This is a genomic window from Lentzea sp. NBC_00516 (genome assembly GCF_036346835.1).
Classification (GTDB): domain Bacteria; phylum Actinomycetota; class Actinomycetes; order Mycobacteriales; family Pseudonocardiaceae; genus Lentzea; species Lentzea sokolovensis.
Genome location: NZ_CP107840.1, coordinates 4,083,283 through 4,099,457, shown reverse-complemented (window position 1 = coordinate 4,099,457; position 16,175 = coordinate 4,083,283). Strand labels below are relative to the sequence as shown.

Sequence of the window (16,175 nt, the reverse complement as noted above, 5' to 3'; positions counted from 1 at the left end):
AAGGAGAGACGCGCGCCACGCCTGGCCTACCACTCGGATGGTTGACCGTCCGTAGGTGATACGGTGCAGGTCAGCCTAGTTGTCACTAGGTGTCCGACGTCCTTTAAGGACCCGTCCAGTGAGGCGGGGAAGGAGGTCCAGCCGTGGCGTCACGTCAACGTGGCGCGACGGATCCGGCCGGGGATCGCGAGATTCTCTCGGCCGGTGACGTCGCGCGCACTGTCGCCCGAATGGCCCATCAGATCATCGAGAAGACCGCACTCGATGCACCCAGCGCACCCGACGTCGTCTTGATGGGTATTCCCAGCCGGGGAGCCCCCCTCGCACGACGTCTAGCCGCTAAGATCGCCGAATTTTCCGGCCGGACGGTGCACGAGGGCACGCTCGACATCACCCTCTACCGCGACGACCTGCGCAGAGGCCCCACGCGGCCGCTGGAGGCGACGAAGCTGCCCGAGGGCGGCATCGACGACAGACTGGTCGTTCTCGTGGACGACGTGCTGTTCTCCGGCCGCACGATCCGCTCCGCCCTCGACGCGCTGCGCGACCACGGCCGGCCCCGCGCCGTCCAGCTCGCCGTGCTCGTCGACCGCGGTCACCGCGAACTGCCGATCCGAGCGGACTACGTGGGCAAGAACCTGCCGACCTCCAAGACCGAGGACGTCGTCGTGATGCTGGAAGAGTTCGACGGCCGCGACGGAGTGGTGCTGAAGTGAAGCACCTGCTCTCCACCGACGGCCTCGACCGCGACCAGGCGATCGCGATCCTCGACACCGCGGACCGGCTGAAGCAGGCGCTGCTCGGCCGCGAGGTCCGCAAGCTGCCGACGCTGCGCGGCCGCACGGTGATCACCATGTTCTACGAGAACAGCACGCGCACGCGGGTGTCGTTCGAGATCGCCGGCAAGTGGATGTCCGCGGACGTGATCAACGTCAGCAGCTCCGGTTCCAGCGTCAGCAAGGGCGAGTCGCTGCGCGACACCGCGCTGACCCTGCAGGCCGCGGGCGCCGACTGCGTGATCGTGCGTCACCCGGCATCCGGTGCCGCGCACCGGCTCGCGGGCTGGCTCAAGCACACCAACACGTCCGTGGTGAACGCCGGCGACGGCATGCACGAGCACCCCACTCAGGCGTTGCTCGACGCCGCCACGCTGCGCGACCGCCTGGGCAGCCTCGACGGCCGCCGGGTCGCGATCGTCGGTGACGTTCTGCACAGCCGCGTCGCCCGGTCGAACGTGCACCTGCTGACCACGCTCGGTGCCGAGGTCACGCTGGTCGCCCCGCCGACCCTGCTGCCCACCGGCGTCGAGAAGTGGCCGGTCACGGTCTCGCACGAGATCGACTCCGAGCTCGCGTCGCAGGACGCGGTGATGTTGCTGCGCGTGCAGGCCGAGCGGATGACCGGCGGGTTCTTCCCGAGCGCGCGCGAGTACTCGATCGCGTACGGCCTCAACGAGCGCCGCCTGAAGCTCCTTCCAGAGCACGCCGTGGTGCTGCACCCCGGCCCGATGCTGCGCGGCATGGAGATCGCCTCCGTCGTCGCCGACAGCCCGCAGGCCGCGATCACCGAGCAGGTCCGCAACGGTGTCCACGTGCGCATGGCCGTGCTGTACCACCTGCTTGCCCACGAGGAGGAAACCGCGTGAAACCCTTGCTTCTCAAGGGAGTTCGGCCCTACGGCGAGGGTGAACCGATCGACCTGCTGATCCGCGACGGCGTGATCGCAGAGGGCACGGATTCAGAAGCCGAAGTCATCGAAGGCAACGGGGCGGTCCTCCTGCCCGGTTTCGTCGACCTGCACACCCACCTGCGTGAGCCGGGCCGCGAGGACACCGAGACCATCGAAACGGGTTCCCAGGCCGCCGCGCTCGGTGGCTACACGGCCGTTTTCGCGATGGCCAACACGGATCCGGTCGCCGACAACGCCGTCATCGTCGAGCACGTCGCCCGCCGTGGTCAGGAGGTCGGCCTGGTCGACGTCCACCCGGTCGGCGCCGTCACCGTCGGGCTCAAGGGCGAGAAGCTCGCCGAGCTCGGCACGATGGCCAACAGCAAGGCCAACGTCCGGGTCTTCTCCGACGACGGTCACTGCGTGCACGACCCGTTGATCATGCGCCGCGCGCTGGAGTACTCGAAGGCGCTCAACGCCGTCATCGCCCAGCACGCAGAGGAACCGCGCCTCACGGTCGGTGCCCAGGCGCACGAGGGCGAGAACGCGTCGCGCCTCGGTCTGCAGGGCTGGCCGGCGGCGGCCGAGGAGTCGATCGTCGCCCGTGACTGCATCCTCGCGAAGCAGGTCGGCGCGAGGCTGCACGTCTGCCACGTCAGCACCACCGGCACGGCGGACGTCCTGAAGTGGGCCAAGGCCCGCGGCACCAATGTGTCCGCCGAGGTCACCCCGCACCACCTGATCCTGACCGACGACCGGCTGTCCACCTACGACCCGGTCAACAAGGTCAACCCGCCGCTGCGCACGCAGTCCGACGTGGACGCGCTGCGGCAGGCGCTCGCGGACGGCACGATCGACTGCGTCGCCACGGACCACGCCCCGCACGCGATCCAGGACAAGGACTGCGAGTGGTCGGCGGCCCGTCCGGGCATGCTCGGCCTGCAGACCGCGCTCGGCATCGTCGTCGAGACGATGGTGCGGACCGGTCTGCTGGACTGGCGCGGCGTCGCGCGGGTGATGAGCGAGAAGCCCGCCGAGATCGCCGGCCTGACCGACCAGGGCCGTCCGATCGCGGTCGGCGAGCCCGCGAACCTCGTGCTGGTCGACCCGGACGCGTCGTGGACGGTGAACGGCGCGCAGCTCGCGAGCATCGCGGGCAACACCCCGTTCGAGGGCATGGAACTGCCCGCCGCGGTGACGGCCACCATCTTGCGTGGCCGGGTGACCGCACTGGCGGGGAGGATTGCGGAATGACGCGCATTCTCCTGTCCCTGGCGGTTTTCGTCTTCTTCGCCCTGTGCGTCTACGGCATGTGGCACGGCTGGAGGCGACGCCAGCGCAAGCAGGCCGACCTGCCCGCGTTCCCCGCGACACCGGCCGCCCTGGGCGCGCCGAGGCTCGCGACCACGGGCGTCTACATCGGAACGACGAACGCGGGCAACTGGCAGGACCGCGTCCAGGTCGGGGACATCGGCTTCCGCGCGGAGGCCGCGCTGAGCCTGGTTCCGGAGGGCGTCGCCATCGAACGCGTCGGCGCGTCACCGATCTTCATCCCCGCCCAGTCCATCCGGGACGCCCGCACGGACCGCGGCCTGGCCGGGAAGGTCATGTTCAGCGAAGAGGGCCTGCTGGTGGTCCAGTGGGAGAACGAAGGCCACCTCTTCGACACCGGATTCCGCGGTGACGACAAGGACGTTTACGACGAATGGGTCGCGGCTCTGAGCCAGAACCCGATCAACACGGAGGGCAAGGCGTGACGAACGCGGCATTGGTGCTGGAAGACGGACGTGTCTTCCGCGGTGAGGCGTACGGAGCGACCGGCGTCTCGCTCGGCGAGGTCGTGTTCTCCACGGCCATGACCGGGTACCAGGAAACCCTGACCGACCCCTCCTACCACCGCCAGATCGTGGTGCAGACCGCGCCGCAGATCGGCAACACCGGCTGGAACGACGAGGACGACGAGTCCTCGAGGATCTGGGTCGCCGGCTACGTGGTCCGCGACCCGGCGCGCACGCCGTCGAACTGGCGCTCCAAGCGCGGCCTCGACGAGGAGCTGACGAACCAGGGCGTGGTCGGCATCGCGGGCCTCGACACCCGCACCCTGACCCGCCACATCCGGGAGCGGGGCGCGATGCGCGCCGGTGTGTTCTCGGGCTCCGAGCTCACCGACGACGCGTCGATGGTCGAGCAGGTCAAGGCCTCGGCGGAGATGGTGGGCGCGAACCTCGCGGTCGACGTCACCACCGACAAGCCGTACGTGGTCGAGGCCATCGGCACCAAGAAGTTCACGGTCGCGGCGCTCGACCTGGGCATCAAGTCGAACACCCCGCGGATGATGGCGGCGCGCGGCATCGAGGTGCACGTGCTGCCGCTGACCAGTTCCTTCGAGGACATCCTCAAGGTCAGCCCCGACGGCCTGTTCCTCTCGAACGGTCCGGGCGACCCGGCCACGCAGGACCACGCCATCGCGCTGACGAAGGAGGCGCTGGGCCGCAAGCTGCCGCTGTTCGGCATCTGCTTCGGCAACCAGATCCTGGGCCGCGCGGTCGGCCGCGGGACGTACAAGATGCGCTACGGCCACCGCGGCATCAACATCCCGGTCATCGACGTGACCACCGGCAAGGTCGCCATCACCTCGCAGAACCACGGGTTCGCGCTGGAGGGCAAGCCGGGCGAGGAGTTCTCCTCGGAGTTCGGCCGCGCCGTGCTGTCGCACTACTGCCCGAACGACGGCACCGTCGAGGGCGTCCGGCTGCTCGACGCGCCGGCGTTCTCCGTGCAGTACCACCCCGAGGCCGCGGCGGGCCCGCACGACGCCGCGCCCCTGTTCGACGACTTCGTGACGCTGATGAATGAGGCCCGCTGATGCCGAAGAGGACTGATCTCAAGCACATCCTGGTCATCGGCTCCGGTCCGATCGTCATCGGTCAGGCCTGCGAGTTCGACTACTCCGGCACGCAGGCGTGCCGGGTGCTGCGCGAGGAGGGCATCCGGGTCAGCCTGGTGAACTCCAACCCGGCGACGATCATGACGGACCCCGAGTTCGCCGACGCCACCTACATCGAGCCGATCACGGCCGAGTTCGTGGAGAAGGTCATCGCGCAGGAGCGCCCCGACGCGATCCTGGCGACGCTGGGCGGTCAGACGGCGCTCAACACCGCCATCGCGTTGCACGAGCGCGGGGTGCTGGAGAAGTACGACGTCGAGCTGATCGGCGCGGACATCGACGCCATCCAGCGCGGTGAGGACCGGCAGATCTTCAAGGACCTGGTGCGGGGCATCGGTTCCGAGGTCCCGCGTTCGGCCGTCTGCAAGACGATGGACGAGGTCCGCACGACCGTTGCCGACCTCGGCCTGCCGGTCGTCATCCGGCCGTCGTTCACGATGGGCGGCCTGGGTTCCGGCATGGCGTACACGCCAGAGGAACTGGAGCGCCTCGCGGCGATCGGCCTGGAGGAGTCCCCGGTCACCGAGGTGCTCATCGAGGAGAGCGTGCTCGGGTGGAAGGAGTACGAGCTCGAGCTGATGCGCGACCGCAACGACAACGTCGTCGTCATCTGCTCGATCGAGAACATCGACCCGATGGGTGTCCACACGGGTGACTCGGTGACGGTCGCGCCCGCGATGACGCTGACCGACCGCGAGTACCAGCACATGCGCGACGTCGGCATCCAGGTCATCCGCGAGGTCGGCGTCGACACCGGTGGCTGCAACATCCAGTTCGCGATCCACCCCGACACCGGCCGCATGGTCGTCATCGAGATGAACCCGCGGGTGTCGCGGTCCTCGGCGCTGGCGTCCAAGGCGACGGGCTTCCCGATCGCCAAGATCGCCGCGAAGCTCGCCATCGGCTACACGCTCGACGAGATCACCAACGACATCACGGGGGAGACCCCGGCGTCGTTCGAGCCGTCGCTCGACTACGTGGTCGTGAAGGCGCCGCGGTTCGCGTTCGAGAAGTTCCCCGGAGCGGACCCGACGCTGACGACCACGATGAAGTCGGTCGGCGAGGCCATGTCGATCGGCCGGAACTTCGTGGAGGCGCTGGGTAAGGCGCTGCGTTCGCTGGAAACGAAATCGGTCGGTTTCTGGACGCAGCCCGACCCGGAGGGCTCTACTCTGGAGTCGACTCTGAAGCAGCTGGAGCGCGGCCACGACGGCCGCCTCTACACGGTCGAGCGTGCTCTTCGTCTCGGTGCGTCCATTGAGGACGTGTACAACGCGTCGAAGATCGACCCGTGGTTCATCGAGCAGATCGCGTGGCTCGGCACGCTGCGGCAGGAGCTGCTGGACGCGCCGGTGCTCGACGAACCGTTGCTGCGCAAGGCGAAGCGTGCCGGGCTGTCCGACCGGCAGATCGCCGCGCTGCGCTCGGAGCTCGCGGGTGAAGATGGCGTGCGCACGTTGCGGCACCGTCTGGGCGTGCGTCCGGTCTACAAGACGGTCGACACGTGCGCGGCGGAGTTCAAGTCCGAGACGCCGTACCACTACTCCGCGTACGAGCTCGACCCTCAGGCCGAGACCGAGGTCGCGGAGCAGCGGGAGAAGCCGAAGGTGCTGATCCTGGGCTCCGGGCCGAACCGCATCGGCCAGGGCATCGAGTTCGACTACTCGTGCGTGCACGCGGCGATGGCGTTGCGGGCGGCCGGGTACGAGACCGTCATGGTCAACTGCAACCCGGAGACGGTGTCGACGGACTACGACACGTCGGACCGCCTGTACTTCGAACCGCTGACGTTCGAGGACGTGCTGGAGGTCGTGCACTCCGAGCAGCGCTCCGGCACCGTCGCGGGCGTGATCGTCCAGCTCGGCGGCCAGACGCCGCTGGGCCTGGCGCAGCGCCTGTCCGACGCCGGTGTGCCCGTCGTGGGCACGACGCCCGAGGCGATCCACCTCGCCGAGGACCGCGGCCAGTTCGGCAAGGTGCTGAACGAGGCCGGCCTGCCCGCGCCGAAGTTCGGCACGGCCACGTCGTTCAGCGAGGCCAAGGAGATCGCGGACGAGATCGGCTACCCGGTCCTCGTGCGCCCCTCCTACGTGCTCGGCGGGCGCGGCATGGAGATCGTGTACGACGAGGAGTCGCTGTCGGGCTACATCGCCCGCGCGACCGAGGTGACGCCCGAGCACCCGGTGCTGGTCGACCGGTTCCTCGACGACGCCATCGAGATCGACGTCGACGCGCTGTGCGACGGCGAAGAGGTGTTCATCGGTGGTGTGATGGAACACATCGAGGAAGCCGGCATCCACTCCGGCGACTCGTCGTGCGCGCTGCCGCCCATCACGCTCGGAGCCTCCGACATCGAGAACGTCCGCCGCTCCACCGAGGCCATCGCCAAGGGCATCGGCGTGAAGGGGCTCCTGAACGTCCAGTACGCGCTCAAGGACGACGTGCTGTACGTCCTGGAGGCAAACCCGCGTGCGTCGCGCACGGTGCCGTTCGTGTCCAAGGCGACGGCCGTGTCGATGGCCAAGGCCGCGTCCCGCGTCATGCTCGGCGCCACGATCGCGGAACTGCGCGTGGAGGGCATCCTGCCGGCCACCGGTGACGGTGCCCGGCTGCCCGAGCACGCGCCGGTCGCGGTGAAGGAGGCGGTCATGCAGTTCCACCGCTTCCGCACGCCCGAGGGTCACGGCGTGGACTCGTTGCTGGGCCCGGAGATGAAGTCCACCGGCGAGGTCATGGGCATCGACTCGTCGTTCGGCAAGGCGTTCGCGAAGTCGCAGACGGCCTCGTACGGCTCGCTGCCGACGTCGGGCAAGGTGTTCGTGTCCTTCGCGAACCGCGACAAGCGCGCGATGATCTTCCCGGTCAAGCGGCTCGCCGACCTCGGGTTCCAGATCCTCGCGACGTCCGGCACCGCCGAGGTGTTGAAGCGCAACGGGATCGCGTGCACCGAGGTGCGCAAGCACTTCGAGGGCGAGGGCAACGTCGTCGACATGATCCTGGCCGGCGAGATCGACATGATCTTCAACACGCCGTACGGCAACAGCGGCCCGCGCATCGACGGCTACGAGATCCGCACCGCCGCCGTGGCGAAGGACATCCCTTGTGTGACCACGATCCAGGGCGCCGCTGCGGCCGTGCACGGCATCGAGGCGCTGATCCGGGGTGACATCGGCGTCCAGCCGCTGCAGGCCCTCCAGGCCGCTTTGCGGGGTGACAAGTGACCTTCGGCGACAAACTCGCGAAAGCCGTTGAGGCGTACGGACCTCTGTGCGTCGGGATCGACCCGCACCCGAGCCTGCTGGAGGCGTGGGGCCTGTCCCCGACCGCAGAGGGCCTCGAACGGTTCGCCCTGACGGCCGTGGAGGCGTTCGGCGGCAGGGTGGCGATGGTGAAGCCGCAGGCGGCGTTCTTCGAGGCCTACGGGTCGCGTGGGGTCGCCGTGCTGGAGCGGGTGATCGCGGAGCTGCGCGGCTCGGGCACGCTGGTGCTCGTGGACGCCAAGCGCGGCGACATCGGCTCGACCATGGCCGCCTACGCGCAGGCCTATCTGGGCGACGGCTCACCGCTGGCCGGTGACGCGGTCACGGTCTCCCCGTTCCTGGGTTTCGGATCGCTGCAACCCGCGCTCGACGCGGCGCGGGCGACGGGCAGGGGCGTGTTCGTGCTCGCCCTCACCTCGAACCCCGAAGGCGCGCAGGTCCAGCGGTCGGTTGCTCCGGACGGGCGAACCGTGGCGCAGACGATCATCGATTTCGCCACCGCTCGGAATTCAGGCATTTCCCCGTGCGGCGATGTTGGTCTCGTCGTGGGCGCCACGATCGGGGAAACGGATGTAGACCTCTCCGGGTTCAACGGACCGATCCTGGCGCCCGGTTTCGGCGCTCAGGGCGGCTCCGTGGCCGATCTAAAACGGCTCTTCGGACCCGACATGCGCAACGTCTTTCCGGCTTCTTCACGAGATGTTCTCAAGCACGGCCCGGACGTGTCGTCGCTGGTCAGCGCGGTGCAGAGGGTCCAGCAGAGCCTCTGAGGAGGGGCGCGCCACGCCATTTGGGGTGTGGCGCGCTCACCAGGGCAAACATGTGTTGGTAGGGTCCACGCCACCGGCTGCCCCGCTGGTCACCGGCCTCATAGCACACCTAGAGTGGGCGATGAGTTGCCGGAGGGCGGTGATCAGGCCGCCGGAGGGTTTGGTACTACTACCACCCGCCGCAATCATGACCGCTGAAGATTTACCTGACTGGGTCACGTTGTACTCAGGCAATTGCGGTCGGTATGTTCGCGGCACCGATCCGAAAAGAATCCACACCACGGAGGAAATCGTGGCTCTTCCCCAGCTTACCGAGGAGCAGCGGGCCGCAGCGCTGGAGAAGGCTGCTGCCGCTCGTCGCGTCCGGGCTGAGCTCAAGGAGCGCCTGAAGCGTGGCGGCACGACCCTGACGGACGTGCTGAAGGCCGCCGAGAGCGATGAGATCCTTGGCAAGATGAAGGTGTCCGCGCTGCTTGAGGCCCTGCCGGGTGTCGGCAAGGTGCGTGCTCAGCAGATCATGGAGCGCCTCGAGATCGCTCCCAGCCGTCGCCTGCGCGGTCTTGGTGACCGTCAGCGCAAGGCCCTGCTCTCCGAGTTCAGCGGAGAGTGATTGGCACCGAGGCGGGAACGGGTGTTGCCCGTTCCCGCCTCACCGTCTTGTCCGGGCCGTCCGGCGTTGGCAAGTCCAGCGTTCTGACGGAGCTGCGCAGTCAGCAACCCGATATCTACTTTTCCGTCTCGGCGACCACCAGGAAGCCGAGGCCGGGCGAGGTCGACGGAGTGCACTACCACTTCGTGGACCACGAGAAGTTCCAGCAGATGGTCGAGGCGGGCGAGTTCCTGGAACACGCCGAGTTCGCCGGAAACCACTACGGAACCCCTCGCAGGCCCGTCGAAGAAGCTTTGGCCGCGGGCCGCCCCGCGCTCCTGGAGATCGAACTTCAGGGCGCGCGGCTGGTCCGCGTGGCCATGCCCGACGCCCAGCTGGTCATGCTGATGCCCCCGTCCTGGGAGCATCTGGTCGATCGGCTGACCGGCCGGGGCACCGAACACCCGGACGTCGTCGAACGCCGGCTCGCCATCGCCCGCGAGGAGCTGGCGGCCGAAAAGGAGTTCGACGAGGTCGTCGTGAACGCCGACGTGAAGTCGGCTGCGTCCGATTTGCTATCCTTGATGGTCGGACCACGAATTTCAGGAGATTGACGAGTGATCACCCACACCGAGCTCGGTCACCTGACCGGTTCTCCGGAGGGCATCACCAACCCGCCGATCGACGACCTGCTTGAGCAGGTGAGCTCGAAGTACGCGTTGGTGATCTACGCCGCGAAGCGTGCCCGCCAGATCAACGACTACTACGCGCAGCTCGGCGAGGGCCTGCTCGAGTACGTCGGCCCGCTCGTCGAGCCGGGCCCGCGTGAGAAGCCCCTCTCGATTGCTCTTCGCGAGATCCACGCGGGTCTGCTTGAGCACACCGAGGGCGAGTGACTGCGTCATCTGACGCTGGTGCCCCTGTTCGCCCCAAGATCGTTCTTGGGGTTGGCGGGGGCATCGCCGCGTACAAGGCCTGTGAGGTTTTGCGGCGGTTGACCGAATCCGGTCACTCCGTGCGGGTCATCCCCACCGAGGGCGCGCTGAAGTTCGTGGGAGCCGCCACGTTCGAGGCGCTGTCCGGTCAGGTGGTGTCGGCGGACCCGTTCGACGACGTGCACGAGGTGCCGCACGTCAAACTGGGGCAGAACGCCGACCTCGTCGTGGTCGCCCCGGCGACGGCGAACCTGATCGCGAAGGCCGCGCACGGCCTCGCGGACGATCTTCTGACGAACACCCTGCTGACCGCGCGCTGCCCGGTCCTGCTGGTGCCGGCGATGCACACCGAGATGTGGGAGCACCCCGCCACCCAGCACAACGTGCACCTGCTGCGCAGCCGTGGCGTGATCGTCGCCGAACCCGCTTCCGGCCGCCTCACCGGCAAGGACACCGGCAAGGGCCGCCTGCCCGACCCCGCCGAGATCGTCGAACTGGCCCGGCTGCTGCTGGTGCGCCGCGACGCCCTCGCGAGGACACTCGAAGGCGTGCACGTCGCGATTTCCGCCGGTGGCACGCGAGAACCACTCGATCCGGTCCGGTTCATCGGCAACCGCTCGTCCGGCAAGCAGGGCTACGCACTCGCGCGGGTGGCCGCGCAACGAGGTGCCCGAGTGACCTTGGTCGCTGGCAACACCGCGGACCTGGTCACGCCGGCCGGTGTCGACCTGGTCCGGGTGGGGTCGGCGGTGGAGCTGCGCGACGCCATGCACAAGGTGTCGGCGGACGCGGACGTGGTCGTGATGGCCGCCGCGGTGGCCGACTTCCGGCCGTTGTCGCTGACCGGACACAAGATCAAGAAGACCGACGGCGACCCCGATCCGATCGCGCTGACGAAGAACCCCGACATCCTCGTGGAGCTCGTTTCCGCACGTAGGACGGGGCAGCTGATCGTCGGGTTCGCCGCGGAGACCGGCGACGAGACGACGTCGGTGCTCGACTACGGACGGGCGAAGCTGCGGCGCAAGGGCTGCGACCTCCTGGTGCTGAACGCGGTCGGCGACGGCAAGGCGTTCGAGCAGGACGACAACGCGGGCTGGCTGCTGTCCCCGGACGGCACCGAGACGCCTATACCGCACGGCCCCAAAACACAAGTGGCGTCCGCGGTGTGGGACGCGGTTACCGTTCGCTTGACTGATTCTCAGTAGAATTTTTCCCTGTGAGCCCCTCGAACAAGGAGTGTCCGTGAGCCAGCACAGCAGCAGGCTGTTCACCAGTGAGTCGGTGACCGAGGGACACCCCGACAAGATCTGCGACGCGATCAGTGACTCGATCCTGGACGCGTTGCTGGCCAAGGACCCGCGCTCGCGCGTCGCGGTGGAGACGATGGTCACCACCGGTCAGGTCCACGTCGCGGGTGAGGTCACCACCGAGGCGTACGCGGACATCCCGACGATCGTCCGCGAGAAGATCCTGGAGATCGGGTACGACTCGTCGCAGAAGGGCTTCGACGGCAACTCCTGTGGCGTGAACGTGGCCATCGGCGCGCAGTCCCCGGACATCGCGCAGGGTGTCGACACGGCGTTCGAGAACCGCGTCGAGGGCGCCGACGACGAGATCGACAAGCAGGGCGCCGGCGACCAGGGCCTGATGTTCGGCTACGCGTGCACCGACACGCCCGAGCTCATGCCGCTGCCGATCGCGCTGGCCCACCGCCTGTCCCGCCGCCTGACCGCGGTCCGCAAGGACGGCACCGTCCCGTACCTGCGTCCGGACGGCAAGACGCAGGTCACCATCGAGTACGCGGGTGACCAGCCCGTGCGTCTCGACACGGTCGTCATCTCCACGCAGCACGCCGACGGCATCGACCTGGAGAAGCTCCTCGGCGTCGACCTGCGCGAGCACGTCGTGGCTCCCGAGATCGCCGAACTGGGCCTCGACACCTCCAGCGTCCGGCTGCTCACCAACCCGACCGGCCGCTTCGTCATCGGTGGCCCGATGGGTGACGCTGGTCTCACCGGCCGCAAGATCATCGTCGACACCTACGGCGGCATGGCCCGTCACGGTGGCGGCGCGTTCTCCGGCAAGGACCCGTCGAAGGTCGACCGCTCCGCCGCGTACGCGATGCGCTGGGTCGCCAAGAACACCGTCGCGGCGGGCCTCGCCACCCGCGTCGAGGTCCAGGTCGCCTACGCCATCGGCAAGGCCGCCCCCGTGGGCCTGTTCGTCGAGACCTTCGGCACCGAGACCGTGGACCCGTCCAAGATCCAGCAGGCCATCTCGGAGGTCTTCGACCTGCGTCCGGCCGCGATCATCCGCGACCTCGACCTGCTGCGCCCGATCTACGCCCCGACCGCCGCGTACGGCCACTTCGGCCGCACCGACGTCGACCTGCCCTGGGAGTCGACCGACCGCGCCGACGCCCTGCGCAACGCCGCCGGCGCCTGATCACCCAGCACGCCCGAACGGCCCGCTTCCACCCGGAGGCGGGCTGTTTCGCGTATTTCGGGTCTCTCGCGGGCCTCCGCAGTGAGTGGGGGACGACCAGACAGGCTTGCACGCGGTGCCGCGCCCGCTCGACGTCGAGCTGGCCCGCCCGCGCCTGGTCGACCGCCTGAGAGGCCGGTGGTGCCGCCCGGTCACGCTGGTGACCGCCGGTGCGGGCTTCGGCAAGACCACCGCGCTGGCCCAGGCGGTCCGCGCGAACCTCCTGGAACCCCGTGGCATCGACGCCTGGGTCACCTGCGGTCCCGGCCACGAGGACGCGACCCGGCTGGCCGCGGCGATCCTGGACGCCCTCGCGGCAGAACACGGATCCCAGGCCGGCGCGGCGGAGATCCTCCAGGCACTGCACCGGAAAGCCCCGCTCGACGTGTGCCTGCTGCTCGACGACGTGCACGAGGTCCCGGACGGATCGCCCGGCGCGGAGCTGCTCGCCACCCTCGCCCGCGCGTTGCCGGCCACCGCACACGTCGTCCTGTCCGGACGTGTCGTGCCGGGACTTCCGCTGGCGCGCAGGGAGGCGGCGGGGGAGGTGGCCACGATCGAGACCGCCGACCTGGCCTTCACCGACGCCGAAACGTCCGCGCTGGCCAGGAGATTCGGCCGTGAGCTCACCGAGGACCTGCACGGCTGGCCCGCGCTGATCAGGCTGTCCCTCACCGCGGGTCCGGCCGCGTCCTGGCGCTACGCCGCCGAGGAGGTGCTGAGCCGCCTGTCCGCACCGACGCGGGACACGTTGGCAGCGCTGGTGATCCTCGGAACCGCGACCGCCGCGGAGGTCGGCACCGTGGCGGGCACGGCCACCGACGTGGAACACCTCGTCCGGAGCGTTCCACTGGTCGACCGGCTCGACGACGGCCGCTACCGGGCTCACGACCTGTGGGCGAGTGTGCTGCCCACCGGCCACATGCGCGCCGAAGCCGTCGAAGTGCTGCTCCAGCGCGGCGAACTGGCAGGGGCCGGACGGGTCGCGTGCCGGGCCGGTGACTGGACGCTGCTCGCGCGCCTGGCGGTCGAGCTCGTGCGGACCACGCTGTCGGTCCTGCCCAGCGCGACGGCCAGGAGATGGCTCGATGCCGTGCCGGAACACCGGCTCCAGGAGCCGGCGTTCCTGTTGCTCACCGCCGCGGTCCGGCACGCCGACGACTTCACCGACCCGGTCATCGACTGCCTCGTCGACAGGGCGTGCGCGCAGTGGCTGGAAGCCGGTGACCACGACGGTGCGGCGGTTGCGCTGGGACAGGCCGTGATCACCGCGCACTCCCGGGGAGACCTCACCAGACTGGTCGCCGTCGCCCAACGGGCACAACGACTCGAAGCGCGGTCGCCCGTGCTGAGACTGCTCCGGCACAGCGTCGCCGCGGTGGTGGCCGAGCTCGCCGGCGACCCGGAGACCGCGCTCACCCACCTCGCCCAGGCGCCCACGAGCGAGGTGCCCCAAGCGCTTGCGGTGTCCACGACGCGGTTCCACGTGCACTGCCTCGCGTTGTGCGGGCGTGGCCAGGACGCTGCCGAAATGGCCGAACGGATGCTCACCGGCGACCTGTCCCGCCGTCACGTCGCCACAGCGCGGTGGTTCGACGGTGAACCCGTTGTGTTCCACGGAGGCAGCGAGGACGGCACCGCTCGTGACGAGTTCGTGGCGCGGGCCTTTCACGCGGTCATCGCCGCGTCGTTCGGCGAGATCACCACCGAGCCGTCCGCCGAGCAGGACAATCCGCGCGACGCGGTTCTGACGTGTGCGGCGCAAGCGGCGGCCGCCGTCACCCGCGGCGACGAGGAGCTGGCCCGCGACATCTACAAGCAGCACCTGGCCCGGTGGCCCGTGGACGTCAAGGTCGCCGAACGGCACCTGCGCCGGTTCCTGACGCTGGGCTACGTGCTCAGCGACGAACTCAGGGAACGCTGGGACAGCACCGATCTGGGCCCGTCCCACCGCAGGGCCCGCGCGGCGGGACGTGCGTTCCTGCAAGCCAGGCAAGGAGATCTCCGCGCCGACCTGCCGGCGGAACACGCCCTCTGCTTCCTGCCGCTGCCGTGGTCGGCGGAACTCGCCGCCCGCCAGGCGGCGAGAGGCAGGACGACGCTGGGCACCTGGCTGGCGGACCGCGTCGGGCCGGCCGCGCACCGCCAGTTCCGTGAGCTCGCCCGAGATCCCGGCCTCGCCGCCGGTGCGCTGAAGCTCCTGGCCACCGTGCCCGCGCCACCGGAGCACCCGATCGGCATCGAGGTCATCGGGCCGATGCGGGTCACGAGGAACGGCCTCACCGCGCAGGCGCCGGAACTGCGCCGCGCCCGTGTCCGCCAGCTGCTCGGCCTTCTCGTGGTGCGCACCGTGATCACCCGCGCGCAGGCGATCGACCTGCTGTGGCCCGGCCTGGACCCCGCGAGCGCCGCGAGAAACCTGCGCGTGACGATGACCCACCTCCGGCGGCTCCTGGAGCCGGACCGGACCGGCGGCGAGGCCAGCTACTTCCTGCGCAGCGACAGCGAGTCCCTCCGCCTGGTCCGCAGCGACCGGCTGACGGTGGATCTCTGGTCGTTCCACGAGCTGAGCGACACGGCCAGGCCGGGTGAGGCGGCCGCGTTGTGGCGAGGCGAACCGCTCCCGGACCTGACCGACCTCTGCGAGGCGGAGATCGCTCAGATCAGGGAGCGACACGTCGGCAACCTGCTGGCACTGGGCGAACTCCGGCTCGTCACCGGAGATCCGGCGCAGGCACGTCACCTCGCCGACCGGGCGCTCGAGCTGGAACCGTTCGAACCGCGAGGGCACCGGCTGGCGCTCGCCGCCGCGTTGCGCGCACGGAATCCACAAAGGACCGAGGAGGTCCGTGCGCGCGTGCTGGACTCGTTGCGGCAGCTCGGGGTGAGACCCGACCCTGCCACGGAGATCCTGTTGCGGCAGGCGGTCACACGCAGCTGACGGTGACCTCCGTCGACGCCGGGCAGAAGTCGAAGCCGAGCTGGCCGTCGCCGCGGTCGAAGTTCACGTCACCGGACAGCAGGTCCATGCCGTCGCCGCCGAGCATGTCGTCGTCGCCGGCCTCGCCGTAGACGGTGTCGTGCCCGTCGCCGCCCTGGACGTTGTCAGGGCCCCAGCCGGCGCAGACCAGGTCGTTGCCCGCGCCGCCGAAGATCGTGTCGTCGGCACCGAGCCCGAGGATGATGTCGTTGTCGCCCAGCCCGAGGATGGTGTCCGGCCCGTTGCTGCCGACGATCACGTCCGGTCCCGGCCCGCCGACGATGAATCCCGCGCCGACGATCGTGGGCACGGCGTTGTAGCAGTCCGCGGGAGTGGGTCTGTTCTGGAACTCCGGCGGCACCTCGTCGGCCTGGGCGACACCGGCGGTGCAGAGCCCGATGGCGAGCGCGGCGGCGGCAATGCGCAGTCTCATGGTCGTTTCCCCTCTTCTGTGTCTTGCCTGGGGAGAGAGTCACAACCGGCCGTTGCCCGAACGCTAACCAAAGGTTGGTTCCGCGACACCTTCCGAGGCTACAAAC

14 protein-coding genes are annotated in these 16,175 nt (G+C 69.3%); 13 read left to right on the top strand and 1 reads right to left on the bottom strand.

Annotated features, from left to right (window positions below; genetic code table 11):
- Positions 1 to 143 precede the first annotated feature (143 nt).
- From pyrR to OG205_RS18040, 13 genes are all read left to right on the top strand, one after another.
- The gene (pyrR, locus tag OG205_RS18100; RefSeq protein WP_030481810.1) at positions 144 to 716 is read left to right on the top strand and encodes a bifunctional pyr operon transcriptional regulator/uracil phosphoribosyltransferase PyrR; all 573 of its coding nucleotides are present in this window, start codon (positions 144 to 146) and stop codon (positions 714 to 716) included.
- Positions 713 to 1,645, top strand: coding sequence for an aspartate carbamoyltransferase catalytic subunit (locus OG205_RS18095; RefSeq protein ID WP_330277416.1), 933 nt, complete (start codon positions 713 to 715; stop codon positions 1,643 to 1,645). Before pyrR ends, OG205_RS18095 begins: the two co-directional genes overlap by 4 nt.
- Positions 1,642 to 2,922 (top strand): dihydroorotase, encoded by a 1,281-nt coding sequence (locus tag OG205_RS18090; protein ID WP_330277415.1) that lies wholly within the window; start codon positions 1,642 to 1,644, stop codon positions 2,920 to 2,922. Before OG205_RS18095 ends, OG205_RS18090 begins: the two co-directional genes overlap by 4 nt.
- Complete coding sequence (locus OG205_RS18085) at positions 2,919 to 3,425, top strand: PH-like domain-containing protein (RefSeq protein ID WP_330277414.1); 507 nt, start codon at positions 2,919 to 2,921, stop codon at positions 3,423 to 3,425. Before OG205_RS18090 ends, OG205_RS18085 begins: the two co-directional genes overlap by 4 nt.
- The gene (gene carA, locus OG205_RS18080; protein WP_442916791.1) at positions 3,422 to 4,534 is read left to right on the top strand and encodes a glutamine-hydrolyzing carbamoyl-phosphate synthase small subunit; all 1,113 of its coding nucleotides are present in this window, start codon (positions 3,422 to 3,424) and stop codon (positions 4,532 to 4,534) included. The genes OG205_RS18085 and carA overlap by 4 nt, the downstream gene beginning before the upstream one ends.
- Positions 4,534 to 7,836, top strand: coding sequence for a carbamoyl-phosphate synthase large subunit (gene carB, locus OG205_RS18075; protein ID WP_330277412.1), 3,303 nt, complete (start codon positions 4,534 to 4,536; stop codon positions 7,834 to 7,836). Before carA ends, carB begins: the two co-directional genes overlap by 1 nt.
- Entirely contained in the window at positions 7,833 to 8,645 is an 813-nt protein-coding gene (gene pyrF / locus OG205_RS18070) for an orotidine-5'-phosphate decarboxylase (RefSeq protein ID WP_330277411.1), read from the top strand. Before carB ends, pyrF begins: the two co-directional genes overlap by 4 nt.
- Positions 8,646 to 8,937: 292 nt before the next feature.
- The gene (gene mihF / locus OG205_RS18065) at positions 8,938 to 9,255 is read left to right on the top strand and encodes an integration host factor, actinobacterial type (RefSeq protein WP_330278182.1); all 318 of its coding nucleotides are present in this window, start codon (positions 8,938 to 8,940) and stop codon (positions 9,253 to 9,255) included.
- Positions 9,252 to 9,848: a guanylate kinase gene (gene gmk, locus OG205_RS18060; RefSeq protein WP_442916790.1), complete on the top strand. Its 597-nt coding sequence runs from the start codon at positions 9,252 to 9,254 to the stop codon at positions 9,846 to 9,848. Before mihF ends, gmk begins: the two co-directional genes overlap by 4 nt.
- 3 nt (positions 9,849 to 9,851) lie before the next feature.
- A complete protein-coding gene (gene rpoZ / locus OG205_RS18055) occupies positions 9,852 to 10,130 on the top strand; it encodes a DNA-directed RNA polymerase subunit omega (protein WP_045313812.1) in 279 nt (92 codons plus the stop codon).
- A gap of 38 nt (positions 10,131 to 10,168) precedes the next feature.
- Positions 10,169 to 11,377, top strand: coding sequence for a bifunctional phosphopantothenoylcysteine decarboxylase/phosphopantothenate--cysteine ligase CoaBC (gene coaBC, locus OG205_RS18050; protein WP_330278180.1), 1,209 nt, complete (start codon positions 10,169 to 10,171; stop codon positions 11,375 to 11,377).
- 37 nt (positions 11,378 to 11,414) lie between these two features.
- Positions 11,415 to 12,617 carry a methionine adenosyltransferase gene (gene metK, locus OG205_RS18045; protein WP_319973231.1) on the top strand — a complete coding sequence of 401 codons (1,203 nt, stop codon included), beginning with the start codon at positions 11,415 to 11,417 and terminating at the stop codon, positions 12,615 to 12,617.
- A 115-nt stretch (positions 12,618 to 12,732) separates the two neighbouring features.
- Entirely contained in the window at positions 12,733 to 15,597 is a 2,865-nt protein-coding gene (locus tag OG205_RS18040; protein WP_330277410.1) for a hypothetical protein, read from the top strand.
- On the opposite strand, the gene OG205_RS18035 is transcribed toward OG205_RS18040, so the two are convergent.
- Positions 15,584 to 16,069: a calcium-binding protein gene (locus OG205_RS18035; RefSeq protein WP_330277409.1), complete on the bottom strand. Its 486-nt coding sequence runs from the start codon at positions 16,067 to 16,069 to the stop codon at positions 15,584 to 15,586. The genes OG205_RS18040 and OG205_RS18035 overlap by 14 nt on opposite strands.
- Positions 16,070 to 16,175 lie beyond the last annotated feature (106 nt).

Bases quoted from the DNA above. Each gene is read 5' to 3' on its own strand.
- OG205_RS18085 (WP_330277414.1), top strand. From the start codon at position 2,919: ATGACGCGCATTCTCCTGTCCCTGGCGGTTTTCGTCTTCTTCGCCCTG.
- carB (WP_330277412.1), top strand. From the start codon at position 4,534: ATGCCGAAGAGGACTGATCTCAAGCACATCCTGGTCATCGGCTCCGGT.
- OG205_RS18035 (WP_330277409.1), bottom strand. From the start codon at position 16,069: ATGAGACTGCGCATTGCCGCCGCCGCGCTCGCCATCGGGCTCTGCACC.